Origin of the sequence: Aerococcus urinae, from assembly GCF_001543175.1 — a bacterium.
Taxonomy (GTDB): domain Bacteria; phylum Bacillota; class Bacilli; order Lactobacillales; family Aerococcaceae; genus Aerococcus; species Aerococcus urinae.
Genome location: NZ_CP014161.1, coordinates 1,222,644 through 1,249,388, shown reverse-complemented (window position 1 = coordinate 1,249,388; position 26,745 = coordinate 1,222,644). Strand labels below are relative to the sequence as shown.

The following is a 26,745-nucleotide window of genomic DNA, read 5'->3' as shown; positions in this document are numbered from 1 at the left end:
TAGATAGAAAAAGGAATAAATCCGAATTAAAGGAAAGGAATACTAGAATTATGTGCGCGTTTTTGATAAAATGAGAAAGAAATTATAAGGGAAGTGAGTGATAACTTAGGATGAAAGCCTTAAAGGACCTAGAAAAGATCATCGTTCTTGACTACGGCAGCCAGTACAACCAACTGATTACCCGCCGTATTCGTGAATTGGGTGTATATTCTGAATTACAATCTCACCGGCAAACTGCTCAAGAAATTAAAGACCAGGGCCAGGTGAAGGGAATCATTCTTTCGGGAGGACCTAACTCAGTTTATGAAGAAGGCTCCTTCGATATTGACGAGGAAATTTTTAACTTAGGAATACCCGTTTTAGGAATTTGCTATGGCATGCAATTGATCACTAAGAAATTTGGTGGTGTGGTTGAAGCCTCTGACAAACGTGAATATGGTCAACAAGAAATGACCATTCAAAAGACCGATTCTAAAATCTTTAAAGATTTAGCTGAAAAAGAAACTGTCTTAATGAGCCACGGCGACCGTATTGCTGAAATTCCTGAAGGTTTTGAAATCACAGGTGTGGCTCCTCACAGCCCAGCTGCTGCTTTTGAAAACGAAGAAGCCCAAGTTTACGGTTTCCAATACCATCCTGAAGTACGCTCATCCATCCATGGCCAACAAATGTTGAAAAACTTTGTTTATGAAATTTGTGGCTGCCAGGGAGACTGGACCATGGCTGACTTCATTGACATGCAAATTAAAAGCATTCGTGACCGTGTTGGCGATAAGAAAGTTCTCCTCGGTCTTTCCGGTGGGGTAGACTCTTCTGTGGTCGGTGTCCTCTTACAAAAAGCGATCGGAGACCAATTGACCTGTATCTTTGTCGACCACGGTTTACTCCGTAAAGGCGAAGCTGACCAAGTGATGGAAACCTTAGGTGGTAAGTTTGGCTTAAACATCATCAAAGCCGATGCCCAAGAACGCTTCTTAGGTAAATTAGCTGGTGTTTCTGATCCTGAAAGCAAGCGTAAGATTATTGGTCATGAATTTGTTGCCGTATTCGATGACGAAGCGACCAAGTTAGATGGGATGGATTTCCTAGCCCAAGGGACTTTGTATACAGACGTGATTGAATCAGGGACTGAAACTGCCGAAACCATCAAGTCTCACCACAATGTTGGGGGACTACCTGAAGACATGCAATTTGAACTCATTGAGCCCCTCAATACCTTGTTCAAGGATGAAGTGCGTGCTGTGGGGACTGAATTAGGTATGCCAGATAACATTGTTTGGCGCCAACCTTTCCCAGGTCCTGGTTTAGCCATTCGTGTCATTGGCGAAGTCACCAAGGAAAAACTTCATATTGTCCGTGAATCAGATGCCATTCTCCGTGAAGAAATCGCCAATGCCGGTCTAGATCGCGACATTTGGCAATATTTCACTGTCCTCCCTGGCTTTAAGTCAGTTGGCGTTATGGGTGACAAACGGACCTATGAATACACCATTGCTATCCGTGCCATTACCTCAGTGGATGGAATGACCGCGGATTGGGCTCGGATTCCATATGATGTCCTTGACCACATCAGCCGCCGCATTGTTAATGAAGTGGATGGTATTAACCGCGTGGTCTTAGATGTCACCTCTAAGCCGCCAGCCACCGTGGAGTGGGAATAACTTAAAAGATAAAAAAACCGCTACTAGAATTTCTGGTAGCGGCTTTTGTCGTTACAATAAGTTTTTGGCTTAGTGTCTACAAATGTAGAACTGAAAATGGAGATTTTGGGCTTAAATTGGGCTTATTAGAAAAATTCAATCATTAATTTCCTATATTTTAATAGATCTAATTGTTTTCGAGTGAATTAGATTCTTTATTAAAAAAGCACCTCTATCCAAAATGAACAGAGGTGCTAGTCGTACTGGCCTCCTGAGAGATACCAGCGCTTTCTCTATACATATGGTATCAGATTAGGAAAAGTATTCAAGTAGAGAATCCCTTGTATTAGGTTTTAATTATTTTATATGATCAGGGTTAAAAAAATTTATGTTTATATATCGGCTACTGTTAAACTATCATAAACATAATCCAAAGGGTAGTGTTACTGTATATATTTCATATAAAAATTCAGTTTAATTCAATTACCATACACTACTTTATGCCTTTATATTAGCTTATATATGATATATATGATATTGATAACAAAAAATCGCTATATGCACAAAGGGAGCTCTTTTTAAAGAGCTCCCCCTGGTTGGCTGAACTTCAGCCGTTCATTTCGATTAATTTAATTTTACATTGCCTAAGTTGAGGTATCAATAAATAGATATTAATAAAATCAGTCAATTCATTAACACTCTAAGTACTTATCAGCTATTATTCCTTTTCTATTTATTTTTAAATAATTTCTTCAAAAACCAAAGTAGCTTGGATCCGGTCACCACCCAGTAAGCCTGTACTATTGGCGCTACTGGTGGCGATTGTATGTAAGCGATAACCCTTTTTAGCTTGCTGGTTAATCACAGTTTCTAATTTATCCAGGTTTTTAGAACCTGGATAAATTTTTCTTTTAAGGAAACTTGTAAGACGACGTAATTAGGAATTTTCATTTTCTTTACCTCTGTAATTCATTTTTCTTCTATTCGCCCACCATACCATCACCGTCGCGGTCGATCATATATGGATATAACCAGTGGTCGCTTCTGATTGGCATGGAGAAACCTGCCGCTCTAGCTTCTTTGATAGTAACAATGCCATTGCCATCTGTATCGATACCGGCTAACGAAGATTGTGGACCTTGGGCTTGTACTGGTTGCGGAGCTGGTGCTGGTGCAGGCGGTTGTACTGGTTCTGGGGCCGGAGCTGGACTAGGCGCTGGCTCTTGAGCGGATGCTTGATCAGCGGGCTTGTCTTCTGCTTCTGGACGAGCGGTATCTTCAGCAGCAGGACTCGGCTTTTCAGACTCCGTCTTGTTTTCAGTCTTAGCCTTGCTTTCTGACTGTGGCAGTTTTTCTAATTGGGTATCCTTTGAATATTCTTGTGGGCCAGCTGGGCCTTTACTGCTTCCATCGGCATAGTTAATTTCAACATCTTTTTGTCGGTTAGGAATGTAAATATTAAAACAGAGTCCTTTTCCTTCATCTTCGATGGAATAGCCTTCCATATAGATACCGCTAGCTAATAAATTCTTTCCTTCAAAAACTGGAGTTACCCGATATCTCACATGATTGTTGGTTTTTTCAATGTAATTAGCGACAAAGTTTTCAAAGGGGAGCATGCCTTCGTTATTAAACCAATGGGTACCGGTCATTAAATTCTTAGGGTTGGCGTTCTCGCCGGTCAATTGATAACCAATCAGATGGCAACGATTATATAACCATCCACCAGGGATATTTACATAGCGGGCTTGCTTCCAGCCTGTAGGTTTCACTTCAGAGATACTTTCTCTTACCTTATCGGGCATTAATTCTGTCCCTAATACGGCATTGGCAGCGGTAACCCGGCCTAGTTTATCTAAGTCACCGTATTTTTCATAGGCTTCACTACTCTTTAAATCATCATCAGTAAAGAAAGGCTTATTATTATTGACTTCAACATAAGCCTTATCTTGAGGCACCTCTCTGGTTTTAGATAATTCTTTTTCAGCATCGGATTGCGACTTTTTGCTTTCCGATTCGCTCTTAGCTTTTTCCTTATTGGAATCTGAACTCTTTGAAGCGCTTTGACTGACAGCAGCCTGATTAGAAGTGTTTTCTTTATGGTCAAATAGGGTAGGGGTTGCAAATAATGTCCCCAAAAGGCCGACTACTGCACAAAGAATGGCGATATTCCTATTTCTCTGATTGATTTTTCTCTTGGTAAAATAGAAGATAAAAAAGAGCGATAGGGCAAGTATAAATGGTGCCAGATAAGCAAAAAGCATAAAAATAATGCCTATGAATAAGATGGAAAGTATTATTCCTAGGCAGCCAGGATATCCCTGTATAGATTTCTTCATAAAATCTCCCCTTTAAGTGATTTTATTAGTGTATTAAAGGAAGTTAATTGAAAGGGAGCACTTGTAAAATCCAGCCTTGAATTGGATAGAAACATTTCATTTTCGGGCTGAGCATTCATAAACAAGCCAGACCAATTCTTTTAAGCTTAGCCTTTATCGGATTGCTAGTGGGACCTTTTAAGTCTTTCTCTAATACACCATATATATTTTGGGTTATTATACAAGAAAAGTAATCTGTGTAAATATAAAATAAAGTTTCAATTATTAAATAAACTTTACAAGTGAACAGATTTTTTTAATAAAAAAAGCCACTCCTGAGCAATCTAGCAGTGACTAATTTTATAAGGAAAGGCAGACTTAAGTTTTCTATAAACAATGATGCCACCTAAGGGGAGTTATCATGTCTACTAGTAATTTTATGATTTTTACTAGCTACTTATCGGTTGATAAATTTTTTTCTAAAACGCGCACAGTCCTCCCCATGTCGTCAACATCTTGGCGAAAGAAATGATAGTTCATTTTCTCATAGAGACCGACATGTTGGGTAATCGTATATAGCTTTGTATACCCAATATTTTTCGCAACTAACTCGATTTCATTTACCAATTGGTATGAAAAACCTTGCTTGCGGTAGGGAGGATTGACGTAAACCGTGCTTAAAAATGGGCCAAAATCGGCATTGGAGATGATGTCTTCTAAAAATAGGGCCGCAAAGCCGATTAATTGACCAGTTTGGTACCTACAAAAATAAATCATTTCAGTATTTTTCAAGCGCTTATTTTTTAATTTATTGGCTAGGTAGTCAGCGGCTTTCCAGTCGACATCAGCTAATAAATTGAGCCCTTGCTGAATTTCAAAGGGACTTGATTCATTAGTGATTCTTAGATAGGTATTCATTATGATTTCTTCCTCCTAATTTGCTGATTCGTGCTCAAGTAGCTAAGACTTAGTTTTCGTACTTATTCCTTTTTATTAAATCCCCAATATAATATAAATAGTAAAGAAAAAAGAAAATCCGCCATTTAAAAGCTTCTAATGGCGGATCATTTTGTAATGAAAGGCTGGCTTATAGGAAACTATTTCTTGGCATCGTCGTCGATGACCTTACCAGTATCGTCTTGAACATCAAGTTCTTCACGACGGGTGGTTTCAGAAACGGTTTCGGTATCTTGGTGAGTTTGTTTTTCAATTTCAACTTCACCAGTTACCACGGTATTCTTATTCACAGAAACTTCTTCTTCAGAGATTGGAACCACAAATTCTTCTTCTTCAAAGGCATTGTCATCCACTTCGCCTTCACTAGGGGTAACTTTCTTAATATGAATTTCTTCCCGTTGCACAGGAACTTCTACCGTCTTGGTGTCTTCAACGACATTCTTAGACACTTGAACTTCACCGAGGTCTTTTTTGTGTTTTTGAACGTCAACTTGTTCTTCGTGGAGACGGATTCTTTCGGTATCATTATCAGCTGTTTTAGCAGCGCTTGGAGGAGTTTCTTGACGGGAGCTTGCCTCACTTACTGGTCTTTGGTTATCAGTATGGACTGCTTCCTTTTCGTATTCAGGTTCAACGCTACCAGCACTTGCGCCTGCCACACCAGCGGCCGCATAGCCAGTAGCTTCTTCAGTCGCTTCAGGGCCAGTGGTGTAAGGAGAGCGTTCCAAGTTGCTTACCGCACCTTCATATTCTTGGTCGATGAGGACTAAGATATCGCCACGGTTCAAGGAAGCTTCATAACCCTTGTAGTCGATATCGTCACTTCTTGAGTCTTCTTCGTCATCAGAGAAGAAACCTAAGACATTGTCCCACCAACTTCTTTCTTCTCCTTCAATTAATTCATCAGAAGTGACCACGTCAACCTCTGAACCATATTCTTGGTCAATTGGGGCATTGGATACTAAAACGACAGCAGAACGGGGAACACCCTTGCTGATCAAGTCGCTAATCGCAGCACGGGCTTGATCATTAGTTGAAAATACATCATAGACAAAACGCTTAGTCATTATGATACACCCTTTCTAAAGACATCCAATTACAGTGATATAATTCGCACAATTCATACTTTACTTATGCTTAATTATATTTTAAATAAAAATAAAAGCGTTTTCCAACTTAAAGACTTCTAAACAGCTAATTATTTCATTTTTAAAATATAAATAATGCTATAATAAATATAATTTGTACATACAATTCAATTGTAAGGGAACTTAACAGAGGGGCTTTTAATAAGATAAAGGGTATATTCCAATTCGATACAAAAGAGCCCATGCTATTCAAAACATAGGCTCCTTTCAGTAAAATCCGCGATTTGTTATTAATAGGTCATCAGGTCGAATTGTTGGATATCTTCGAGACTTAGACGGCGGAGGAAAGTTTTAACCAGGTGGATCGTATTCAAAAAATCATCATAGGAGCAGAAGCAGGCATTAGTATGGGCGTAGCGACTGGGGATACCGATGGTGGCACAAGGGGTCCCTAGATTACCCAGGTGAATAGGACCAGCGTTGGTACCTCCTCCTTCGCGGACAGCGTGCTGACTAGGAATATTCTCAGCTCTTGCAGTTTGCTTAAAGAGGTCGATTAATTGGGTATTAGCCACATAGGAATTGTCACGGTGGCGGATTTGCGGACCCTGGCCGAGTTGCCCTTGTAGGAGCTCTTTGGAATTAGTAAAGTCATCGGCAGGGGTGCCTTCCAGGATAATCGCGATATTGGGTTTAACCCGCTTAACCGTTAGCGAAGCCCCCCGAGTGCCTACTTCTTCTTGAGCAGCAGGGGCAGCGACTAAGTTAAAGGGAAAATCGCCCACTTCATCCGCTAAATCGCGCATAATAGCGACAGCACAGGCGGTTCCAATCCGGTTGTCAAAGGCCTTGGCTAGGATGGTTCGGGTGACTTCATTATAGGAGAACTTAGTGGCTGGTACGATAGGTTGACCAATTTCAATCCCTAAGTCATTGACGACTTGTTCTCTAGAAGTAGCGCCCATGTCGATCTTAATATCGCTAATGGCGATTTTCTTCTCCCGCTCTTCAGGGGTCATAAAGTGAATGGGCTTGGTGGCTGAAATCCCTTTGTAATATTTTCCGTCACGATTACGGACATAGAAGACTTGGGCGGTTAAGTTAGAGGGGACCCAGCCGCCAATAGTTTGAATGAGGATGAGTCCATCCTTGTCAATGGCTTTCACCATGAGACCGACTTCATCGAGGTGGGAGTCTAGCATAACGGTAGGTTTAGCTGGGTCGACCTGGTCCAAGTTAAGGTAGCAGTTTTTTAAATTATCAACTTGCAGGGTATAATTGCCCTTATATTTATTAATGACTTCAATCACCTCATCTTCGAAGCCAGACATCCCTTTAGCATTGGTTAAATCTTCAATTAATTGTAAATAATCCATCATCAAACGCCCTTTCCAAAGCAGAACTTTATCTATAATTAATCATAGCTTAGCACGTTTTAAGCGAGAAGGCATAGGCTTTAGTGAAAAACGTTTTCCATACATGACAAAAAGTGCACCGGACTAGGGTGTTAAGGCTGTCTGGTGCACTTTTGCTACTATTTAATGGTAAGCTGATCACTTAGCCCTTAGTCGTGGCTCACCTTAGCATGAATACGAGCGAGGGGTTCTTGGGCGTTAAGGGGGTGGAGGTCCATGGTGACTTGGTCAAAAGCTTGACTGGGGTCATACTTGACAAAGAATTGTGAGCGAGCAATTTGGCCTTGGTCGACTGATTTGTCCCCATCTACTCGGTCGATGGCTTCTAATTGATTACCATTTTGGTCTGTGATTGTGAAGTTTTCTGGTCCAATAGCCATGGCATCCTGGGAAGCGATATTCTTATATTCAATTTCAATTGTGGCCAGGGTCTTGTGGTCATAGTTAGGGTCTTCAACCATGTCTTGGGGCAGGGCGTTGACAGTATTTGACACTTGCGTTACTTTCAATTCGGCAATTAATTTTTCTGGATCGTCAGGGCAGAAGATTGGAATGGTTTGATTGACCTGGTAGTTGGCATCTTGGTCAATATTTTCTTGCTTGGTACTATCAGCGGGATTTTCCAGGTTGTGCTGACTAGCTTCTTTATCGGCATCTTCTTTAATCGTATGGGCTTGAGACTGACTTTCGTTTTGAGCTTGAGCACTGGCTGCCTCATTGGCTTGATTTTGACAAGAGCTGAGGAGGAGACCAGTAGTTAATAGAGATAGGCTTATCAGTGAGAACTTTTGTAATTTCATCAGAGGACTCCTTTCATAGCGCTTTTACGAATTGCATTAAGTATAGCAAATCCCAAAGACAAATAAAAAACTTTGGCTAATATTTAATCAAATAATAAGTTATCTGTAACCTCGCTGAAAAATAAATTTTCCCCTTAGAGGTCGGGGCATTTATCCAGTAAAAATCCTAGTTGACGGGCAGGCTGGCCAATAAATCGTGTTATAATTGAACAAATAACAGAAGAGGAAAGGAGCGACCATGAAACAGAATTTTAAAGGCTTCCTCAAGGCTAGTCTTAGCGTTTTAGGACTTAGTAGTCTAGCGATCTTTTTACAGAGGAAGAAGCATGCCTGTCAAAGTCGAATAGCATCTCCCCTAGGAATCCAAGAAAATGTCATCATTCAAGCGGGTGGCATCCCACAGGCTCTGCAATTAAGAGGTAATCAAAGGACTAATCCAGTGATTTTATGGGTTCACGGTGGGCCAGGAATGGCTAATCCCTTTTTAACCTATGCCTATCAACCGGCCCTTGAAGAGGATTATACCTTTGCTTATTGGAGTCAGCGGGGAGCGGGACGGACTTATTACTTAAACCAAGGGCAGGTTTCCAAAATGACCTTGGCCCAAATTATTGATGATATGGATGAGGTCGTGGATTATTTAAGGGCCCGTTTTAAGCAAGAGAAAATCTTTATTATCGGCCACTCTTGGGGGAGTCAAGTGAGCAGCCTCTATATTAAGACCCACCCCCATAAGGTTAGGGCCTATCTGGGAGTGAGCCAGATTATTGATATCATTGCTTCCCAGAGAAGCCTTCTCGACCAGGCAGAAAACACTGCCCGAGCAGCAGGGAATAGGGACGGTTTACTAGAAATTCGTTCTTTAAAACGGGCCAGTGATGATCAACTCAACCATCGTCTGATTCCCGCCCAAGACTACTTAACCATTGAACAGGTAGCAGGAAAATATTTACCGGGTAACCCCATCGCAGACGCTTTAAAAGGGACATGGCTGGCCCTGACTGCCCCCGATTTTTCTTGGCTGGATTTAAGATGGTATGGACTTTTTCTCTTTCAATTGTCGCATTATATTGCCATCCAAGCGCCCTTGATGATTGTTTCCAATCAATTTAAATTGGCCCAAGGGGATAGCTACCAGGTACCGGTTTACTTTGTCTCTGGGGGAAGAGACTGGACTGCGCCTTTTAGTCAGGTCTTTAACTATTATCAGTCCCTAACCGCTCCCGATAAGGCTTTTTACTTGCTGAAAGATTGCGGTCATAGTCCTTATCTTGATGATCCTGACCGCTTTGCTGATCGTGTCAGGGCCTGTTTTGATAAGTATTAAGAGAATTGTTAATAAATAATAGGATAAGAAGGAGGCAGGTCGTTCGATGGAAATTCATCCCATAGCTCATATCCATACTCCCTTTAAGGAAAAGTTTGGCATTCCACGCCAAGGGGTTAAGGCCGAACATTCTTATGGAGAAATTATCTTTGAAAAAGAATACCGCCAGTTGGAAGCTTTTAAAGGAATTGAAGACTTTACCTATCTCTGGTTAATCTGGGGATTTTCTCAAGTCAAGGAGAGTGAAACTTTTAAAGCGACTGTCCGCCCACCTCGTTTAGGTGGCAACCAGCGCGTTGGTGTTTTTGCTTCGCGCTCACCCTTCCGTCCCAACCGTTTAGCTTTGTCAGCAGTGAAATTGGAGGGGTTAGATAGTGATAGTCCCGAGGGACCCAAGTTAATTGTGTCGGGGATCGACATGGTGGACGGCACCCCAATTTATGATATCAAACCCTATTCTAGTGAATCGGATGCGCTAAATGACGGGCAATCTGGCTTTATTGACCAGGTGGCCTTTAATACCCTCCAAGTCCACTGGCCCGAAGACTTGGCGGACCAAGTTTCTCAAGCGGAAAGAGAGGGGATTACTGAGGTCTTAGCCGCTGATCCCAGGCCTGCTTACCAAAGGCAGGAAGATCGTGAATATGGGATGCTTTATGGATCCTATAATATTCGCTTTGAAGTGAAAGACCAGACTTGTTATATTTTATCCCTTGACCCGATTAGCGACTAGGATCTAACTGGGATTCCGGAGTCACTTAGGGTAAAATAAGGGCAGAAATAATTACTGTTTATACAGATAGCCGTCAAAAAGGGAGGAAATCTAATGATTATCGCAATTGCACTTGTTGTCATTCTCGTTTTAATTGTTGTTTGGGGGATCGGTGCTTATAACCGCATGATCCAATCCAAGGAAATGATTGATAATTCCATGGGTCAAATCGCTGCTCAAGTGGAATCACGCTGGGACGCCTTGACGAATTTGATCCAAGCTACCAAGAACTACCAAAGTCATGAAGCCGACACCTTGATTAATGTGGTGAAAAACCGGCAAAAAATTAATCCTGATGCAACGGTTGAAGAAGTGGAACATGACCAAGACCTCTTCCAAAAAGCCATGCGGTCGATTGACGTCGTGGTCGAACAATATCCGGAATTGAAAGCAGCTTCTGTTTACCAAACCACTATGGACAGTGTGAACAACTATGAAAACAATGTCCGTCAAGCCCGGATGATTTTTAATGACACGGTCACTAAATATAACCGCACCATTAAAACTTTCCCTAATTCCTTAGTTGCGGGAATGACTGGTTTCTATCCTGAAGAATACTTCCGGGGTAGTGAGGAAAAACAGGAGATGCCTCAATGGTAGTCAAACGCCTATTTTCTCCATTACTAAAACTAGCCCTAGCCCTGGCTGTTATCTTTTCTTTTGATCTGGTTCGTTCAGACCAGGAGCCCGTCTTAGCGGTTGACCAGGATATCCATTCCATCACGGTGGATACTGTCCTCCAGGAAGATGGTTCGGCCAAGATTACTGAGTACTGGGATATTACTACCCATGAAGGAACCGAAATTTATAAACCCCTGGTCTTGACGGATGCCCAAGAATTATCTGACTACCAGGTCAGCATGGATGGTCAGCCCTTTAGTCCCATAAAAAATTGGGATGTGGATGCTTCTTTTAATGCCAAGGCCTATCAATTTGGTCGCAATGAAAATAGTGAGCTCAACTGGGGAATTTCTGACTATGGCCGTCACACTTACCAGGTTTCCTACCGGATCTCTAACTTTGTCATGCAGACGGCGACTAATCAAATGATCTATTGGCGCTTTATTTCCGATAATTTGGCAGACAGCCCGGAAAATATTCGGATGACCATTGCTTCTGAAAAGGAAGACTTTAACCTGGAATACAATCGGGTTTGGGGCTTTGGTTTTCGTGGACAAGTCCATATTGAAGATGGAAAAGTCGTGGCTGAATCCAAGGAAAGTCTACCTAGCTCTGGAAGCGGCATCCTCTTAGTCCGTATTCCTCAAGGAACCTACCCAACCCAGTGGACTTCGGATAAGGCCTTTGACGATTATGTCAAGGAAGCCTTTGAGGGATCTGACTATAATTGGGAAGATTATGATAGTAATGCTGCGGTTGAAGACATTACCTCCATGCCGGGTGAGGGGATGCCTAAGCTGATCAAATGGGGTCTGGTAGGACTTGGTGGACTGGGGGTAGTCGGTATCCTAGCTGGTGAGTTCCAGTACATCAAGAGAAAACGAGCTTTGAAGAAGTGGTACCCCTCTATTAAACAAAGAAGTCAAGAATTAGACGGTCAGTATTACCGTGATCTGCCTGCTGATAATATTTATTCGGATTACTTTATTTTGGACCAACTAGCTATTGATGACCTCGATAGCAACTATTTAACCGGGACCATCCTTTACTTGGTGAAAGAAGGCGGCCTCAAGTTAGGAGGCGAAACGGGTTTGTTCAAGGATAATCATTACTTTATGGTGAATTCCGCTTACCAAGCGCCAGATTTGGATCCCATTAAGGACTGGTGGCGGATCTTTAATGAAGTTGCAGATGATAAGGGCCAGTTTTCAGAGAAAGACTTCAAAAAATATTGTCAAAGCCGTACGGATCGACTAAAAGGCGTCTCCATATCTTACCGGTCTTATAGTAAAAATTATTTGCTAGGGGGCGATTTTATTCAAAGTCAGACTTATGCCAAGGCTAAGGAAGACCAAGACCAGCGTTACCTAGCGGATAGCCAGGTGACTTATCCCTTTACCGACAAAGGTCATCAATTAAGAGATAATTGGGTCAAATTCTATAACTATCTTAAGGATTTCTCCTTATTAAATGAACGTGGTGCTCAAGAAGTGGCACTGTGGGACCGCTTATTAATTTATGCAGCGGTTTTAGGAATCGCTGCAGAAGTTGCTAAAGAATTTGCCAACCTCTATCCTGATTTTGAAAAACAATCGGTTTATTCCGGTACTGGTGATATTAACTTTTGGCAGTATTACTATATTGCTAATGTTATGAACCGTTCTTATACCCAATCCATAGCTCCAGAAATGACTTCAGCCATGTCCAGTGGTGGCGGCGGATTCTCGAGTTTTGGTGGCGGGGGCGGAGCCTTCGGCGGAGGCGGAGGCGGCGGTGCCCGCTAAAATACACATTATTTTAGACTCTAGAAGAGGTGGGGCCAAGGTCCTGCCTTTTTTTGCGGCCTTATTTTGTCAACAAGGATAGAGTCACTAATATTGTTTATATTTAGGTTAAAAACATTTTAATTTATTTATTAAATAGTGAAGGTTTTGATATAATAAAAGCATTACTATAATTTAAAAAGATTGAGGACTTGTTGATGGATGCATATATAAAAAACTTTGTAGGAAAATTTTCGCGCCAGGAAGCCTTGACCCCGCGCCAGCATGCTATCCTCCAAGCAAGTATTGATTTATTTGCTGATTATGGCTACAGCAATACTTCGACGAAAGCAATCGCTGGCCGGGCTGGCGTAGGGGAAGGAACCCTCTTCAAACATTTTGGCAGCAAACAAAACTTACTCTTCGCCTGTATCTTACCTATCATTGCTGAAATGTCTAAGGAAAAATATGCCCAAGAATTTGACTTACAACGAATTAAAGATGACCAGTGGACCTTCCAAGACTTTGTCCACCATATTCTAGCCAATTGTTTCCAAGAGAATTCTGACCACTACAAGGTAATGAAAATATTTGCCCAAGAGATGCTTTACCGGGAAAATTTCTTAAAGCACTTGGCTGAATTAATTCCGTTCCATTTAAAGACGGGGTTTTTTAACATTTTAGAGTATTTTAAAGACAAGGGAGAACTGAATAACTGGCCCAATGCCCTGATTATTCGGCTCATGATTTCACCGATTTTGTCCTTTCAGTGGGTTCAATTTGAGAGTGCGAGTCAGAAAGATTTTGCTCAAGCCTTGTCTTATATTGAAGCTTTTATTGTCAGGGGACTGTGTTGCTAAAATTAATTATTGCCATTAAAAACTGATTATTATCATATTGTTTGCTCTCTAGAGGACTTAGTGTTACTGTACTTGAGATAAAAGTGAGTCCTCACTCAACCTAGTGGCTGGCCAAGAGACTGTCTTAGCCAAGCCTTTCTTAAAAAGCAAGTAAAAGTAAGGAGTAAGCATATGGCAATATTAAGCTTAAATGCCGTGAACAAATACTATTCCCTGGCTAATGGCGACCGATTTCATGCCTTAAAGGACATTAACTTGGATTTTGAAGCTGGAGAATTAGTCGCCATTGTTGGTGAATCAGGCAGCGGTAAATCCACCCTAATGAATTTAATTGGTGGTTTAGATACTGATTTTACTGGAGATATTTGTGTTGAAGGAGAGATCATCGCTAACTTCAAGGAGCGCGACTTAGTCAATTACCATAAGGATAAGATAGGATTTGTTTTTCAAAACTTTAACTTAATTTCCCATCTTTCCGTCTTAGAGAACGTGGCCCTAGCGATGAATTTATCTAATATTCCTAAAAGCAAACGGGAAAAGCAAGCCCAGGCTGTCCTTGAACAACTAGGCCTTGGTCAGCAAATCCATAAGCGGCCCAACCAGTTATCGGGTGGGCAAAAGCAAAGAGTGGCTATCGCCCGGGCCTTAGTTAATAATCCAGAAATTATTATCGCTGATGAGCCGACTGGGGCCTTAGATTCACAGACAGCTGACGCCGTCTTAGATATCTTTAAGGCCATCGCTGCCTCAGGAAAATTAGTTCTCATCGTCACCCATTCCCAAGCAGTGGCTGGGATCGCTAGCCGTTTAGTCAGGATTGGGGACGGCGAAATCGTTGCCGATGAAAGAGTTAATGAAAATCAAAGAGCACTGGCCAAGTACCAAGGCATGCGCCAGCTGCCCCAAGTGGAAAAAGCCCGATCCAATGCCTTTTCTTTCTGGTCAGCTATCCAACTGGCCTTAAAGAATATGCGGGCTAAGTGGTCGCGTAATCTTTTGATTGCCTTTGGCTTTTCAGTAGGGATCATGAGTATTATTTTGATGCTGGCCTTAGGATCGGGGGTCAATAATTATTTGACGGATACCATGGAAAGCCAGGTTAATCCCCAGGTGACTGAAGTCCGCATGCCTATGAATAATCCAGAAATGGAAGCCATGGAAGAGCGCAACCGGTCAAATGAGGGACAAAATCTTCCCCAAACCACTATCAGCCCCGATTTTCAAGACCCGGCCTTTGACCAGGAAAATATTGAAGAACTTGGGGCGATAAGGGGAGTAGAGGAACTTGAAGTTGGCTATACCAATTTCTCTTTAGGGACCGATTACCTAAAAAAAGAGGATCAGACCTACCCCTTCATGAACTTACAGACGATTTCGTCATTAATCACGCCCGCCAACCTGCCTGAAGGCCATTTATCCGAACAGGGGGAAATCTTAGTTAGTCGGGGGATTGCCGATAAGCTGGCTGAAGATACTGGTCAGTCAGCAATCGGTCAAAAGCTGACCCTCAAGTTGACTTTGAAACAAAAAGATCTCAAAGCAGATTTTACTATTTCTGGCATTTACCAAGCTGACGAAACTATGGGATCAGCTGCTATCTTTGACACCGTCTACTTAAACTATGATGACTTGGAAACGTTAGCAGCAGACCAAGACATTGAACTTAAGCCCAATGTGGTGTATTTAGTGGCTGAAGATGAGAGTCTGACTCCTCAAATCAAGGAGAACATCGCGGATATGGGTTATCGGGGCTCGGCCACCGAAAGTTTGGTCAAAACCTTTACGGAAATGATTGATATCTTCACCTTTGTCCTTATCGGTGTGGCCGGTATTTCCTTACTAGTCTCTGCGATCATGATTTTAACCGTTCTCTATATTAGTGTCGTGGAGCGGACCCAAGAAATTGGGGTTATTAAGGCCATTGGAGGACGGCGTAAGGATATTCGCCGTATCTTTATTTCTGAATCCTTCTTGATTGGTCTTTTCTCCGGACTTTTGGGAGGAGGACTGGCCATTGCCTTTGCTGGTCTGGCTAACCAGGTCTTAAACCAGCTATTCCAAGTTTCCATGTTAGATATTACTTGGCAATTCCTACTTATCGGCTTAGCGATTGCCGTGGTGATTGCTACTATCTCTGGCCTCCTGCCCGCCAACCGGGCTTCCAAACTTGACCCGGTCGAAGCCTTACGGGCAGAGTAAATGGTAGTCGGGTGAATCGGCCCACTCTTTAAAGAAAGTTTAATTTTACCGAAAAATGACCTATAAGGCTGAATTTCGGTTATAATAGTGAAATTAATGATTAATTTGGAGGCATTTTAATGACTGATTCACATAATAATGACATTGAAAATGAAGACAAAGTCTTTTCAAAGGACTGGTGGTTACGCCTAGTCAAAGGGGCTTTTGTCGGTATCGGGGGGATCCTACCGGGCTTATCCGGTGGGGTTTTGGCCGTAATTTTTGGTATTTATGACAAATTACTTAACTTCTTGGGTAATATTACCCATAAATTTTGGCAAAATGTCCGTTATTTTATCCCGGTAGGTATCGGTTTTGTCATCGGGATTATTCTCTTTTCTTTCTTCGTCATGAAGGCCTTTGGCTCTTATGAGGCCCTCTTTACCTGCCTTTTTATCGGTTTTGTGGTAGGAACTTTTCCTTCTCTCTTTAAACAAGCCGGTCAAGAAGGGCGCAGCACAGCCGATTACCTGGTCATGGGTCTGACTGCCTTGGCCTTATTTGCCTTAATGGTCTTTGGTGGCCAACATTTTTCTCACTTAACGCCTTCTTTTGGAGTCTGGTTATTTTCTGGGGCCTTGATCGGTTTAGGCGTAATTGTGCCAGGGATGAGTCCAAGTAATTTCTTGATTTACTTTGGCTTATACGAAAAGATGTCAGCAGGAATTTCTCACTTAAATATGGGCGTCATTATTCCTCTAGGTCTCGGTGCTATCCTCTGTGTCCTGGCCTTAGCTAAAGTGGCCAACTGGCTCTTTGACCACTACTATGCCAAGATGTATCACTTTATTTTAGGGACTGTGATCGGATCTTCCTTAGCCATCTTTCCGACCGTGGTCTTCCCAGCTTTTACCACAGAAGGCTTAATGGAAACAGGCTTGAGCTTTATGACGACTTTAATTCTGGCTATAGTCATGTTTGTTGCGGGAGTCATCTTCTCCTATTGGTTCAGCGGCATCGAAGAGAAATATTCACCCGATAATCGTTAAGTTTTTGAAAGAATGGATGAAACTTCCATTCTTTTTATTTACACTCTAATCCAAATCTGTTTCAGTCACAGGACGAACGTCAGCTTCAGGAAACTCCAACACACAGTCTAGTTGAGTTCGGAATGGGTAGGAGATGTCCTTTTTTGTGACTGTCACACGTTTTTAATGAATAACTAAAAAGATATTGAGATGCTTACTTTTTTCAATTATTATAAATGCTGCAGGTAATTCCGATTTTTCTTAGATAGGTGGGAAGTCGATTTATGAAACGTTTGATTAGTGCTTATCCCAGTGAAGTTAAAAAATTTACTAAGGAGGAGCTCAAAAGAAGCATTCAAGCCAGTGAAGGACGGATTATTATGGCTGAAACGGTGGTAACCGCTGCTCCTTTAATTGAGGGGGTAACCAACGCCGAAGTGATGACGGCTTTTGGTGCCGACCTCATTTGCTTGAATGAATTGGATGTTTTTCACCCTCATATCAAGGGCTTTGAAAGTAAGAAGCCTGTGATTGAAGCCATTAAGGAACTTACCGGGCGGCCCATTGGTATCAACCTGGAACCCGTTTCTGCTGACAGTCAGGTCCTCGATGAAAAAGTTGAAATTAGTCCTGGAAGACGGGCAAGCTCAAAAGCTTTTGCCGCGGCAGAAAAACTAGGCGTGGATTTTGTCATGGTAACCGCTAATCCCTCGACTGGTGTGACTAATGCCGATATCTTAGCTGCCCTAGCAACGGGACGCCAACCCTATTCTGGTTTAATTTTAGCTGGGAAAATGCATGGCGCTGGTAAACGAGAAACTTTGATTGATGCTAGTCTATTTACTCAATTTATTGAAGCAGGTGCGGACGGGGTCTTGATGCCTAGTGTCGGTACAGTGCCTGGAGTATTACTAGAAGAAGCTCATCAGGCTTGCCAAGCGGCCCAAGCCCAAGATGGCTTAGTTATGGCAACCATTGGCACCAGCCAAGAAAGCGCTAGCCCAGAAACTATTCGCGCCTTTGCCTTAAATAATAAGCAGGTTGGGGCGGATATTCATCATATTGGTGACGGCAGTTACGGACGAATGCCAGACCCCGAAAATATTATGGCCTTAAGCATTGCTGTTCGTGGTAAGCGCCACACTTATTTCAAAATGGCTCAGTCCTTGAGACGTTAAATTGTTGAATACTAAAAAGAAAAGAGATTTTATATGTTAGATTACTTACAAAAAATCGGCCGGTCCCTGATGCTGCCTGTTTCTGTATTGGTAGTGGCCTCTTTATTCATGGGAACTGGCTATGCCATCGATGCGAATGCCTTACAAGGAAGTTCCAACGTTTTAGCGACTTTCTTAGTTCAAGCGGGTTTAGTCGTGATTAATAACTTGCCGCTACTTTTTGCTTTGGGAATTTCTATGGGGATTGCTGAAGATAATAATGGGGCAGCTGCCTTGAGTGGGGCGGTTTCTTTCTTAATGATCACAACCTTATTAAGTCCGGAAATTTTAAGTGGGATTACCGGCCAAGCCATCGACCAAGTTAACCCAGCTTTTAAAGCCATCAATAATGTCTTCATAGGGATTATTTCTGGGGTCCTTGCTGGGGAAATGTATAACCGTTTCCACAATGTTAAGTTACCCCAATGGCTAGGTTTCTTCAGTGGTAAACGGGCCGTTCCTATTGTAACGGCTGCTCTGTCAGCACTTTTAGCGGTTATCCTACTCTTCCTTTGGCCCACTGTTTATGGTGGTTTAGTAGCCTTTGGAACCGGAATCGCTAACTTAGGGGATATCGGGGCTGGCATCTACGGCATTACCAACAAATTGATGATTCCCTTTGGTCTCCACCATGCCGTTAACAATGTCTTTTGGTTTGATACCATTGGGATTAATGACATTGGTAATTTCTGGTCCAGTCAAGGAGAACCTGGGGTGACAGGGCGCTATCTAGCCGGTTTCTTCCCGATTATGATGTTTGGCTTACCTGGGGCTGCTTTAGCCATGTATAAGAATGCCCGCCCAGAAAATCGGGCATCGGTTGCTTCCTTACTGATTGCTGGTTCTGTTGCAGCCTTTGTGACTGGAATTACCGAGCCCCTGGAATTTTCCTTTATGTTTGCCGCTCCAGCCCTTTATGCAGTCCATGCTTGTTTAACCGGTTTGTCCCTGTTTATTTGCTCAGCCTTACATGCAACCCTAGGCTTTTCCTTCTCAGCAGGTTTGATTGATATGGCCTTGTCTTGGCGGATGCCTATGGCTAATAACCAATGGATGATCCTTGTTCTAGGTCTAGTCATGTTTGTTATTTATTTCTTCCTCTTTGACTTCTTAATCCGCCGTTTTGATTTTAAAACGCCAGGACGGGAAGCGGTTAGTGAAGCAGACCAAACAGCAAGCAATACAGCTAAGGCTTCTAGCCAAACTGGCGATAAATACCAAGTCATGGCTGAAAATATCTACCAAGGGCTTGGGGGCAAAGACAATCTCGAAATAGTGTCTAACTGCGCTACCCGCCTACGTCTGCAATTGAAGGATAGCAATGCCATTGATGAAGCAAAAATCAAGGCTACCGGTGTCCCTGGTTTAAGAAAAGTGAACGAACATAATTTACAAATCGTAGTCGGTACTGATGTTCAGTTTGTTGCCGATGAATTAAAAGAGATTTTAGAAACAGATAAAAGCCGAGATAAAAACTAGTTTTCATAAAAATGATTAAGGGCTGGGATAACTTTCTCAGCTCTTTTTATTATTAAGGCAATGACTAGTCAAGCCCTCGTGTCAATGGTAAAATAAGGAGTAAATGTTCAGGAAAGGAGACTGTTCATGACTGAGTCGCAGCAAGAATATACCGCTCATTTTGGAAAACAAACTGTAAAAATCGTCGGCAATAAATCCGAAGAACATATTGAAGAAGTGGTTCGTCGGGTGAATATTGCCTTGAATCAAATTAAAAGCAAACCTTCGATTCTCTCTAATCAGAAAATGGCCCTCTTAGTCGCTGTCAATGCGACTTCCAATTGGTTGGAAAGTGAAGCTGAAATAGCCAGCCAAAGAGAGCAAATTGAACGTCTAAGCCGGCAAAAAGCCCGCTTAGAGTCGGAATTAGAAACCCTGAAGCAAAGCGTCCAACAACCTAATTTGACGGCTTTTTCTGAAGGGGGCAAGCTGATTCAAGCTAAAAGTCAACCTTCCTATAGCCAAGCTAGTCGAAGTTTACTTAGTGAAAGTCAGAGACAAGTCAAGGCAGCTAAGATGAGTGAAAACAAAGGGCAAAGTGGTAAAAAGACTTCCAAGTCGGCTAATCCAAGTCAAGGTAAGCAAAAAGCGGACTCTTCTGCGGTTTACTATGACCCCTTTGCAGCCAAGAAAGCCCAAGGCCTCTCCAAGACGCCCCGTGATTAGAAAGGAGGACTTGGCTTGTCTAATACCACCATTACCTTAATCTTAGTCCTGATTTTTTTTGCCTTAACTATTATGGATTATAGTCGCCGGACTTTTGGCGTGCAGCTTCTGCAGGTCCTATCCTTGGGAGTCAGCTTCTTTGTGGCTAAGGAGTACTTTTTACCTTTAGCGGAGAAGTTAGAATTGATTATCCCTTTTCCCGGCTATTCCATGACTAGTGACTTCTCATACTATCCTGATGCAGTCCTGACTAATATGGATGTAATTTACTACCGGGCCATGGCCTTTGCCCTTATTTTAGTGGGGGTCCAAGTCATTAAGAGTTTTATTCTTTACCTCTTCTCACCCTCAAAATATCGAAAAGGCCAAGGAAAAGTCCTGAGCCTGGGAGGCTTCCTTACTGGTTTTATCACTGCCTGGTTCACCTTGTTTTTTGTCTTTGCCATCCTGTCTTTATTGGGACTGGAAGGTGTGCAAGGCTTCTTAAGTCATAACAGTGTGGCAGAGTTCTTTATCCGTCGCACCCCCTTCCTTACCCATGAAGTCTTTAACTTATGGTTTGTCGGCATTGCAATCGCTATTTAGCTAAAGGAGAGTGTGACAAGTGCATTAAAGAGCAAGACCACTGGAAGAAAAGGGCGTCAAAATTCTCAATCAGGATGAGAGGACGCCGTCAAAGACTTGAATCTCTGGAAGAAAATACCATAAGCACAGCTATAAGGATGTGAGGAAGGATTAGTGAGGGAGATTCCTTGGAGGAAAAGATGATAAGATCAGCTTGCTGATCGTTCAACTTTTCTGAAAGGACATCCCCTCACCCTTCCGAACTCGACATGTCTGTGCGTTGGAATTTTCTGAAGTGACTTCAAGTCTGGTGTCCGAACTCAACTAGAGAATTTCGTGCCATTTTCTGAAGCGAATGCTTGCGCTGTACTTGGAACATATTTTGATTAGAAAGTTAGTATTTTGAAGAGAGTTAGGACTTTGTCATAGTCTCTTTTTTTATCAGATGGTCAGTTTATCGTGAAAAAGGAGCATCTCTGTGAATAAAAAAATAGAAAAAATCTTAGAATTCGATAAAATTACCGGGGGTCTCGCCAAAGAAACCGTGACGGCCCTGGGTAAAAACCTAGCTTTACAGCTTAAACCCATGACTGAACCCGAAAAAATCGAAGCCGCTTTGACTGATATTGATGAAATGCAAAGCATTGATGAAGCCCAACGCAGTTTGCCACTGGGGCAATTAGTTGATGTGGGGCCCTTGATGAAACGCTTAGATATCGGCGGCATCTTGAATGGCCAAGAACTCGCCCATGTGGGTCGGGTCTTGAAAAGTGTCAGTGAAGTCAGTCATTTCTTCAAAGAGATCGAGGACTTAGACCTTGCCGTTGAACAGATGCAAGGCTATGTGAGTGACTTTGCTAATCATAAGGACCTGGCTAAAAAGATTAACCAGGCTATTCAAGTGATGGTTCGGTCTATGATGAAGCTAGCAGCCACTTACACAGTATTCGTCAAAGCATCAAGGCGGAAGAGGCCCATATTCGGATGAGTTTGGATAATATCATTAAATCTAGCCAAGCCGACTATCTGAGTGACCAAATTGTGACTATCCGTAATGATCGCTATGTCTTACCAGTCAAGCAAGAATACCGACGCAAGTTCGGTGGCGTGGTTCATGACCAAAGTGCCTCAGGGCAGACCCTCTATATTGAACCTCAGGTCGTGATGGAGTCCAATAATAAGGTCCATAGCCTGCGGATCGAAGAGCAGGCGGAAATCGAGCGGATTTTTGCGGAATTATCAGCCAACCTGTCTCCCCATAGTCAAGAAATAAATCAAAATAACCAAATCTTGGGGCAACTTGATTTCATCCAAGCCAAGTGGCGCTATGCCAAAAAGCAGGGCGCCCATCGGCCTCTCATTGCCCAAGATCACCAGTCTTTGAACTTAGAAGAAGCCGTCCACCCCTTGTTAAATCCTAAGACGGCAGTGGCCAATACCATTAGCTTTAACGGCGACTATCGCATGTTAATCATTACCGGACCCAATACCGGTGGGAAGACCATTACTTTAAAAACAACTGGCTTATTGCAGTTAATGGGACAATCAGGTCTCTATATTACTGCCAAGGCCGATAGCCGTATTGGGGTCTTTGACCGTATCTTTGCTGATATTGGGGATGAACAATCGATTGAAGCTAACCTGTCGACTTTTTCCGGCCATATGACCAATATTATCGCAATCCTAGAGGCGATTGATGACCAGTCCTTAGTCTTGATCGATGAGTTGGGTTCAGGAACTGACCCTAAGGAAGGGGCCGCCCTGGCGATGGCGATTTTAAACCGGCTTGCTCAAGTGGGCTGTACGGTTCTGGCGACCACCCATTATCCTGAACTCAAGGCCTATGCCTTTGAAGAGCCCAATGCGATTAATGCCAGTGTTGAATTCGATGAGAAAACCCTGACGCCGACTTACCGACTATTAATCGGTCAACCGGGTCGCTCTAACGCCTTTGATATTTCCCAACGCCTAGGCTTAGACCAAGGCATCGTGGACGAGGCCCGCTATTATGTAGGAGAAGAAAGTCAGTCCTTAAACGAAATGATCGATGATTTGGATGAGAAACGTCAAGCCTACGAAAGGGATAACCAAGCCCTAAGCCATGATTTGCTAGAAGCTGATAAATTATTAACTGATTTGAAGAAGGCCTACCAAGCCCTGGAAAATGATAAGATTACTTATTTAAACCGGGCGAAGCGAGAAGCTAACGACCTGGTGGCTAAGACCCAGGAAAAGGCCGATAAGCTCTTGGGTGATATTAGAGAATGGCAGAAGAATAACCCTCAGGGCCAAAACGTCAAAGAACATGAAATGATTGACAAGCAAAAGCAAATTTCTAACTTGACCCAGGAAGAGGAACAGTTGAAAAAGAACAAGGTTCTCAAACGTCAAAAACGTAAAAAACATAAAAGTTTGGAAGTTGGTGACGAAGTCAAGGTTATTCCTTATAGTCAGATGGGAACCTTGGTGGAAGAACGAGAAGATAGACACTGGTTGGTACAAATGGGGATGCTGAAGATGGAAATCCCTGAAAAAGACTTAGAGCTCCAAGAAAAGAGCCAACCCAAGTCTAAGGGCAAGAAGGGCTCGAGTAGCGTACGTGCTAGTCAAAGTAAGAATATTAAGTCAGAACTCGATCTCCGGGGGATGCGCTATGAAGAAGCCATGACTGCCCTGGACCGTTATATCGACCAAGCTCTGTTGGCGAATTATCCCCAAGTGACGATTATCCATGGCTTCGGTACTGGAGTCATCCGGGACGGGGTACAGAAATACTTGAGAAATAATAAACGGGTCAAGTCCTTCTCCTACGCTCCCCATAACCTGGGTGGCCAGGGGGCAACTATTGTTAAATTTGGCGACTAGGAGCCTTAACTAAATAAAAGTAAGCAAAAATTTTTTGCTAAATGGGAGAACATGCTATAATTAATCCTGAAAGTGAGGGGATGGTCAATAGCAATTCCCTGCCACTTTAAAGCATTGCTCACAGAGTGACTAATTGAAATAATTTGAGGAGGAAGTTAAATGGTACAAACATTAACTGATCAAAATTTTGTAGAAGAAACTAGTGAAGGCGTCGTTTTAATCGACTTCTGGGCAACTTGGTGTGGTCCTTGTCGGATGCAATCTCCAATTGTTGACCAACTTGATGAAGAAATGGGCGACCAAGTAAAATTTGCTAAGATGGATGTGGATGAAAATCCTGAAACCCCACGTGAATTTGGTATTATGTCTATCCCAACCTTAATCGTTAAAAAAGACGGCCAAGTCGTTGAACAACTGGTTGGTTACACACCAAAAGAAAAATTGGAAAGTATCCTTGAAAACCATTTAGACTAAGCAAGAGTTAAAGGAGTGCTGCATTTAAGTGCGGCGCTTTTTTTATTATTCTGAGGATTTATTATTTAATTTTTAGTGTTACTCGCTCTAGAGACTGGCGGATTTGTTCACAAATTTAAACTTTTATCTTATAACTCTCTTTGAGACTTATGATTTTACATGGACGGATTTTTATTTATACTAAAAATATATGGGAAAGAAAACCTTAGTAAAGCTCAGAAAGCACACCAATAAGGAGATGATCCAGATGGTTAAGTTACTTCGTTTCTTAAATGCAATTCCCTTTATATATATCCTGGTCATTTTTGCCTTGTCAGGTCTGGCCTGGGTAATGTCTAGCCCCGAAATTTTAGAAGCCCTAGGAGGATTATTGCTGTCCCTGATAGTGATTTCCTACCCAGCTATCGGTTTATTTTCCATTCTCCTGCTTAGTTTAGGTCTTCTCGTTTACTTTAAGGAGGGCAGTTCTCAAGCCAAACAAGCCTTGAAGAAACACGCGCTCTTCCTTATCTTTATGAATGCGATTTATTACGCAGCCTTTCCTATTGACGACTTTTTGATGGCAAGAACCCAGTTAAATACTGATTTTGTCGTCTATGGATTATACCTTTCAGTGTTCGTCTTGTCAGGCCTATTATGTTGGAATAACCATAACTGGCGGCTGGTTGATCACTAGAAAATAAGTAAAAAAGAAAAGGTCAACTCGGATTTTCTCTTAATCGAGCAGTCTGAGTTGACCTTATTATTTTGCTTAATCTTCTTTAAGTGGGCGGTTGACGCTGCCGTGACTGAGGTTTTCGCGGATATCGCGGTTAACTTCCCCATCGGCGTAGTTCGCTCGCCAATTAATTAAACCCGCACCAAGCCCGCGGACTAGGACTTCTGCACTACCAATATTGGTGGCTAAGGGAACATTATAGACATCACAGAGACGAATCAGGGCATTCACATCGGGTTCATGGGGCATGGCTGTTAGGGGATCCCTTAAGAAGATGACGCAATCGATCTGATTTTGTGAAACTTCAGCACCAATTTGCTGGTCACCGCCTAAGGGGCCAGATTGGTAGCAATGGACCTTGAGACCAGTCGCTTGACTAATGCACTTGCCAGTGGTCCCGGTCGCCACTAAGTCATGCTGACTTAGAATATTCTGGTAGGCAGTGGTTAATTGGATCATTAATTCTTTCTTACTGTCGTGGGCAATGAGTGCTATCCGCATGGAGGTCTTCCTTTCCTGTGTAATAGAACATTGTTCATTTATATCATAAACAAATTTTTAGGGAAAAGAAAGTTAAGTGATGACTACTAACTGCCTTAAGCAATCAGATGGATGAAGCCGTAGATAGCAAAGATGTTGATAAAGTCAATAAAGAGTGCCCCTACGATAGAAACTGCAAGAAAGGCTAATGGGCTAGCGCCATATTCATGGGTGATTTGCCGCATGCAGGCCATGGCATTGGAGGAGGACCCCATCCCGAAGCCAATAAATCCTGCGGTCATCACGGCTGAGTCGTAGTTCTTACCCATCGTATAAAAGACAATATAACGAGCAAAAGCCAGAGTAACTAGTGTTTCTGCCACAATAATTAAAAGCATCGGTAGGGCCATATCAATAATGGTCCATAACTCTAATCCCACCATGGTTAGGGCCAGAAAGAGATTGAGTGAAATATCTGAAGTTACATCCAGAGCGGCATCATCAAGGATAGGCCGTTCCTTGGCGTCAGAGATATTACGAGCGGTAGCTGCCACAATCATTGGGCCAATATAAACGGGGAAGGTGATTCCTCCCACTAATTTACCCACTACGGTGTTAATAATTTCGGTGACAAAGGTTCCCACAAAAATGACGAGTAAGGTGCCATACAACATATAACCAATCCGTTCAGCGGTTAAGCGTTGGTGTTGGGGATGGCGGTGGTAGCGGTTGCTGGTATTTGCCGAGGCATTGTCATCTTTAGCGGATAGGGAGTATTTTTTGGCAATACCTGAGGCAATTGGGCCACCAGAAAGTGAGCCCAACACAATTCCCAGAGTAGCTGCAATAATCCCTACTGAGGTGGCATTGTCGTAACCCAAGTTGACAATGGTAGGGGAGACAGCTGCCGCCGTCCCTGGGCCACCGACTAAGGCTGGAGAACCGAGCAATAGGGCTAAGGGGCCAGAAATACCTAGGAATTTCCCCAGAACCAGGGCCAGAATATTTTGGATAAAGATGGCTAAAATGGCAATAAAGAGGAACTTCATCACCACACCCTTAGCCCGAGACAAGGCTTGGATACTAGCGGAAAAACCAATTGTGGTAAAGTATACCACCATAAATAGGGTAGATAAGGAAGTGTCCAAGTTAAATGTGACCAGGTTAGTCAAGCGTAGGAACATATTGACTAAGGCAAAGGCTAAGCCACCTACAATGGCAGGGGGCAGGGAATATTCTTCGAGCACCGGAAAGACATTGGTCATCCACTTACCAAAAAATAAGGCAAGCACTGCGAGGCCGAGTGTCTGAACGATATCAAAATTAATTGTAATCATATAATCGCTCCTCAATATGATTGAACATTGTATGTAAATAAGTACTTATAATTATAATACCATGTCTTATAAATTAATGTCATTAATTATGTCATTTAATATATCATATTGGTCCACTTACTAGGTAAATCATTGCCAA

At 42.6% G+C, this 26,745-nt stretch carries 21 protein-coding genes and 2 pseudogenes; 15 read left to right on the top strand and 8 right to left on the bottom strand.

Features of this window, described 5'->3' with window-relative positions; all coding sequences use genetic code 11:
- The first annotated feature begins 110 nt into the window (after positions 1-110).
- Positions 111-1,661 (top strand): glutamine-hydrolyzing GMP synthase, encoded by a 1,551-nt coding sequence (gene guaA, locus AWM73_RS05740; protein ID WP_060778479.1) that lies wholly within the window; start codon positions 111-113, stop codon positions 1,659-1,661.
- Positions 1,662-2,379: 718 nt separating this feature from the next.
- Here guaA and AWM73_RS05735 read toward each other — a convergent pair.
- From AWM73_RS05735 to AWM73_RS05710, 6 genes and pseudogenes are all read right to left on the bottom strand, one after another.
- Positions 2,380-2,591, bottom strand: a pseudogene (locus tag AWM73_RS05735) (DUF4177 domain-containing protein).
- Between the two features lie 29 nt (positions 2,592-2,620).
- On the bottom strand, positions 2,621-3,979 hold the full coding sequence (locus AWM73_RS09090) for a DNA/RNA non-specific endonuclease (RefSeq protein ID WP_198434948.1): 1,359 nt from the start codon (positions 3,977-3,979) through the stop codon (positions 2,621-2,623).
- A 432-nt stretch (positions 3,980-4,411) separates the two neighbouring features.
- Complete coding sequence (locus tag AWM73_RS05725) at positions 4,412-4,876, bottom strand: GNAT family N-acetyltransferase (RefSeq protein WP_060778477.1); 465 nt, start codon at positions 4,874-4,876, stop codon at positions 4,412-4,414.
- Between the two features lie 179 nt (positions 4,877-5,055).
- The gene (locus AWM73_RS05720) at positions 5,056-5,982 is read right to left on the bottom strand and encodes a YsnF/AvaK domain-containing protein (protein ID WP_060778476.1); all 927 of its coding nucleotides are present in this window, start codon (positions 5,980-5,982) and stop codon (positions 5,056-5,058) included.
- A 311-nt stretch (positions 5,983-6,293) separates the two neighbouring features.
- Positions 6,294-7,379, bottom strand: coding sequence for a M42 family metallopeptidase (locus AWM73_RS05715; RefSeq protein ID WP_060779077.1), 1,086 nt, complete (start codon positions 7,377-7,379; stop codon positions 6,294-6,296).
- Between the two features lie 188 nt (positions 7,380-7,567).
- Complete coding sequence (locus tag AWM73_RS05710) at positions 7,568-8,218, bottom strand: hypothetical protein (RefSeq protein ID WP_060778475.1); 651 nt, start codon at positions 8,216-8,218, stop codon at positions 7,568-7,570.
- A 238-nt stretch (positions 8,219-8,456) separates the two neighbouring features.
- Between AWM73_RS05710 and AWM73_RS05705 the strand changes: the two genes are divergently transcribed.
- The 14 genes and pseudogenes from AWM73_RS05705 (at position 8,457) to AWM73_RS05640 (ending at position 24,747) form a co-directional block, all read left to right on the top strand.
- On the top strand, positions 8,457-9,545 hold the full coding sequence (locus tag AWM73_RS05705) for an alpha/beta fold hydrolase (protein ID WP_060778474.1): 1,089 nt from the start codon (positions 8,457-8,459) through the stop codon (positions 9,543-9,545).
- Positions 9,546-9,591: 46 nt separating this feature from the next.
- On the top strand, positions 9,592-10,278 hold the full coding sequence (gene tsaA / locus AWM73_RS05700; protein ID WP_060778473.1) for a tRNA (N6-threonylcarbamoyladenosine(37)-N6)-methyltransferase TrmO: 687 nt from the start codon (positions 9,592-9,594) through the stop codon (positions 10,276-10,278).
- Between the two features lie 93 nt (positions 10,279-10,371).
- Positions 10,372-10,917: a LemA family protein gene (locus AWM73_RS05695; protein ID WP_060778472.1), complete on the top strand. Its 546-nt coding sequence runs from the start codon at positions 10,372-10,374 to the stop codon at positions 10,915-10,917.
- A complete protein-coding gene (locus tag AWM73_RS05690) occupies positions 10,911-12,722 on the top strand; it encodes a DUF2207 family protein (RefSeq protein WP_060778471.1) in 1,812 nt (603 codons plus the stop codon). The genes AWM73_RS05695 and AWM73_RS05690 overlap by 7 nt, the downstream gene beginning before the upstream one ends.
- A gap of 197 nt (positions 12,723-12,919) precedes the next feature.
- Positions 12,920-13,561, top strand: a complete 642-nt coding sequence (locus AWM73_RS05685) for a TetR/AcrR family transcriptional regulator (protein ID WP_060778470.1) — start codon at positions 12,920-12,922, stop codon at positions 13,559-13,561.
- Between the two features lie 171 nt (positions 13,562-13,732).
- Positions 13,733-15,760: an ABC transporter ATP-binding protein/permease gene (locus tag AWM73_RS05680; protein WP_060778469.1), complete on the top strand. Its 2,028-nt coding sequence runs from the start codon at positions 13,733-13,735 to the stop codon at positions 15,758-15,760.
- A 119-nt stretch (positions 15,761-15,879) separates the two neighbouring features.
- A complete protein-coding gene (locus AWM73_RS05675; protein WP_060778468.1) occupies positions 15,880-16,788 on the top strand; it encodes a DUF368 domain-containing protein in 909 nt (302 codons plus the stop codon).
- Positions 16,789-17,051: 263 nt separating this feature from the next.
- Entirely contained in the window at positions 17,052-17,945 is an 894-nt protein-coding gene (locus tag AWM73_RS05670) for a DUF7916 family protein (protein ID WP_060778467.1), read from the top strand.
- A 33-nt stretch (positions 17,946-17,978) separates the two neighbouring features.
- Positions 17,979-19,463, top strand: coding sequence for an N-acetylglucosamine-specific PTS transporter subunit IIBC (gene nagE / locus AWM73_RS05665; protein ID WP_060778466.1), 1,485 nt, complete (start codon positions 17,979-17,981; stop codon positions 19,461-19,463).
- A gap of 126 nt (positions 19,464-19,589) precedes the next feature.
- Complete coding sequence (locus tag AWM73_RS05660; protein ID WP_060778465.1) at positions 19,590-20,168, top strand: cell division protein ZapA; 579 nt, start codon at positions 19,590-19,592, stop codon at positions 20,166-20,168.
- Between the two features lie 15 nt (positions 20,169-20,183).
- Positions 20,184-20,753, top strand: coding sequence for a CvpA family protein (locus tag AWM73_RS05655; protein ID WP_060778464.1), 570 nt, complete (start codon positions 20,184-20,186; stop codon positions 20,751-20,753).
- 457 nt (positions 20,754-21,210) lie between these two features.
- A pseudogene (locus tag AWM73_RS05650) lies at positions 21,211-23,597 on the top strand (endonuclease MutS2).
- Positions 23,598-23,756: 159 nt separating this feature from the next.
- Positions 23,757-24,071, top strand: a complete 315-nt coding sequence (trxA, locus tag AWM73_RS05645; protein WP_060778463.1) for a thioredoxin — start codon at positions 23,757-23,759, stop codon at positions 24,069-24,071.
- A 247-nt stretch (positions 24,072-24,318) separates the two neighbouring features.
- On the top strand, positions 24,319-24,747 hold the full coding sequence (locus AWM73_RS05640; protein ID WP_060778462.1) for a hypothetical protein: 429 nt from the start codon (positions 24,319-24,321) through the stop codon (positions 24,745-24,747).
- A 75-nt stretch (positions 24,748-24,822) separates the two neighbouring features.
- Here AWM73_RS05640 and mgsA read toward each other — a convergent pair whose 3' ends face one another.
- Positions 24,823-25,290 (bottom strand): methylglyoxal synthase, encoded by a 468-nt coding sequence (gene mgsA, locus AWM73_RS05635; RefSeq protein ID WP_060778461.1) that lies wholly within the window; start codon positions 25,288-25,290, stop codon positions 24,823-24,825.
- Positions 25,291-25,385: 95 nt separating this feature from the next.
- Positions 25,386-26,606, bottom strand: coding sequence for a sodium/glutamate symporter (locus AWM73_RS05630; protein ID WP_060778460.1), 1,221 nt, complete (start codon positions 26,604-26,606; stop codon positions 25,386-25,388).
- Between the last annotated feature and the right edge of the window lie 139 nt (positions 26,607-26,745).

Excerpts from the sequence above, each read along its gene's own strand:
- guaA (WP_060778479.1), top strand. The coding sequence starts at position 111 with ATGAAAGCCTTAAAGGACCTAGAAAAGATCATCGTTCTTGACTACGGC.
- AWM73_RS09090 (WP_198434948.1), bottom strand. The coding sequence starts at position 3,979 with ATGAAGAAATCTATACAGGGATATCCTGGCTGCCTAGGAATAATACTT.
- AWM73_RS05725 (WP_060778477.1), bottom strand. The coding sequence starts at position 4,876 with ATGAATACCTATCTAAGAATCACTAATGAATCAAGTCCCTTTGAAATT.
- AWM73_RS05720 (WP_060778476.1), bottom strand. The coding sequence starts at position 5,982 with ATGACTAAGCGTTTTGTCTATGATGTATTTTCAACTAATGATCAAGCC.
- AWM73_RS05715 (WP_060779077.1), bottom strand. The coding sequence starts at position 7,379 with ATGGATTATTTACAATTAATTGAAGATTTAACCAATGCTAAAGGGATG.
- AWM73_RS05710 (WP_060778475.1), bottom strand. The coding sequence starts at position 8,218 with ATGAAATTACAAAAGTTCTCACTGATAAGCCTATCTCTATTAACTACT.
- AWM73_RS05705 (WP_060778474.1), top strand. The coding sequence starts at position 8,457 with ATGAAACAGAATTTTAAAGGCTTCCTCAAGGCTAGTCTTAGCGTTTTA.
- tsaA (WP_060778473.1), top strand. The coding sequence starts at position 9,592 with ATGGAAATTCATCCCATAGCTCATATCCATACTCCCTTTAAGGAAAAG.
- AWM73_RS05695 (WP_060778472.1), top strand. The coding sequence starts at position 10,372 with ATGATTATCGCAATTGCACTTGTTGTCATTCTCGTTTTAATTGTTGTT.
- AWM73_RS05690 (WP_060778471.1), top strand. The coding sequence starts at position 10,911 with ATGGTAGTCAAACGCCTATTTTCTCCATTACTAAAACTAGCCCTAGCC.
- AWM73_RS05685 (WP_060778470.1), top strand. The coding sequence starts at position 12,920 with ATGGATGCATATATAAAAAACTTTGTAGGAAAATTTTCGCGCCAGGAA.
- AWM73_RS05680 (WP_060778469.1), top strand. The coding sequence starts at position 13,733 with ATGGCAATATTAAGCTTAAATGCCGTGAACAAATACTATTCCCTGGCT.
- AWM73_RS05675 (WP_060778468.1), top strand. The coding sequence starts at position 15,880 with ATGACTGATTCACATAATAATGACATTGAAAATGAAGACAAAGTCTTT.
- AWM73_RS05670 (WP_060778467.1), top strand. The coding sequence starts at position 17,052 with ATGAAACGTTTGATTAGTGCTTATCCCAGTGAAGTTAAAAAATTTACT.
- nagE (WP_060778466.1), top strand. The coding sequence starts at position 17,979 with ATGTTAGATTACTTACAAAAAATCGGCCGGTCCCTGATGCTGCCTGTT.
- AWM73_RS05660 (WP_060778465.1), top strand. The coding sequence starts at position 19,590 with ATGACTGAGTCGCAGCAAGAATATACCGCTCATTTTGGAAAACAAACT.
- trxA (WP_060778463.1), top strand. The coding sequence starts at position 23,757 with ATGGTACAAACATTAACTGATCAAAATTTTGTAGAAGAAACTAGTGAA.
- AWM73_RS05640 (WP_060778462.1), top strand. The coding sequence starts at position 24,319 with ATGGTTAAGTTACTTCGTTTCTTAAATGCAATTCCCTTTATATATATC.
- mgsA (WP_060778461.1), bottom strand. The coding sequence starts at position 25,290 with ATGCGGATAGCACTCATTGCCCACGACAGTAAGAAAGAATTAATGATC.
- AWM73_RS05630 (WP_060778460.1), bottom strand. The coding sequence starts at position 26,606 with ATGATTACAATTAATTTTGATATCGTTCAGACACTCGGCCTCGCAGTG.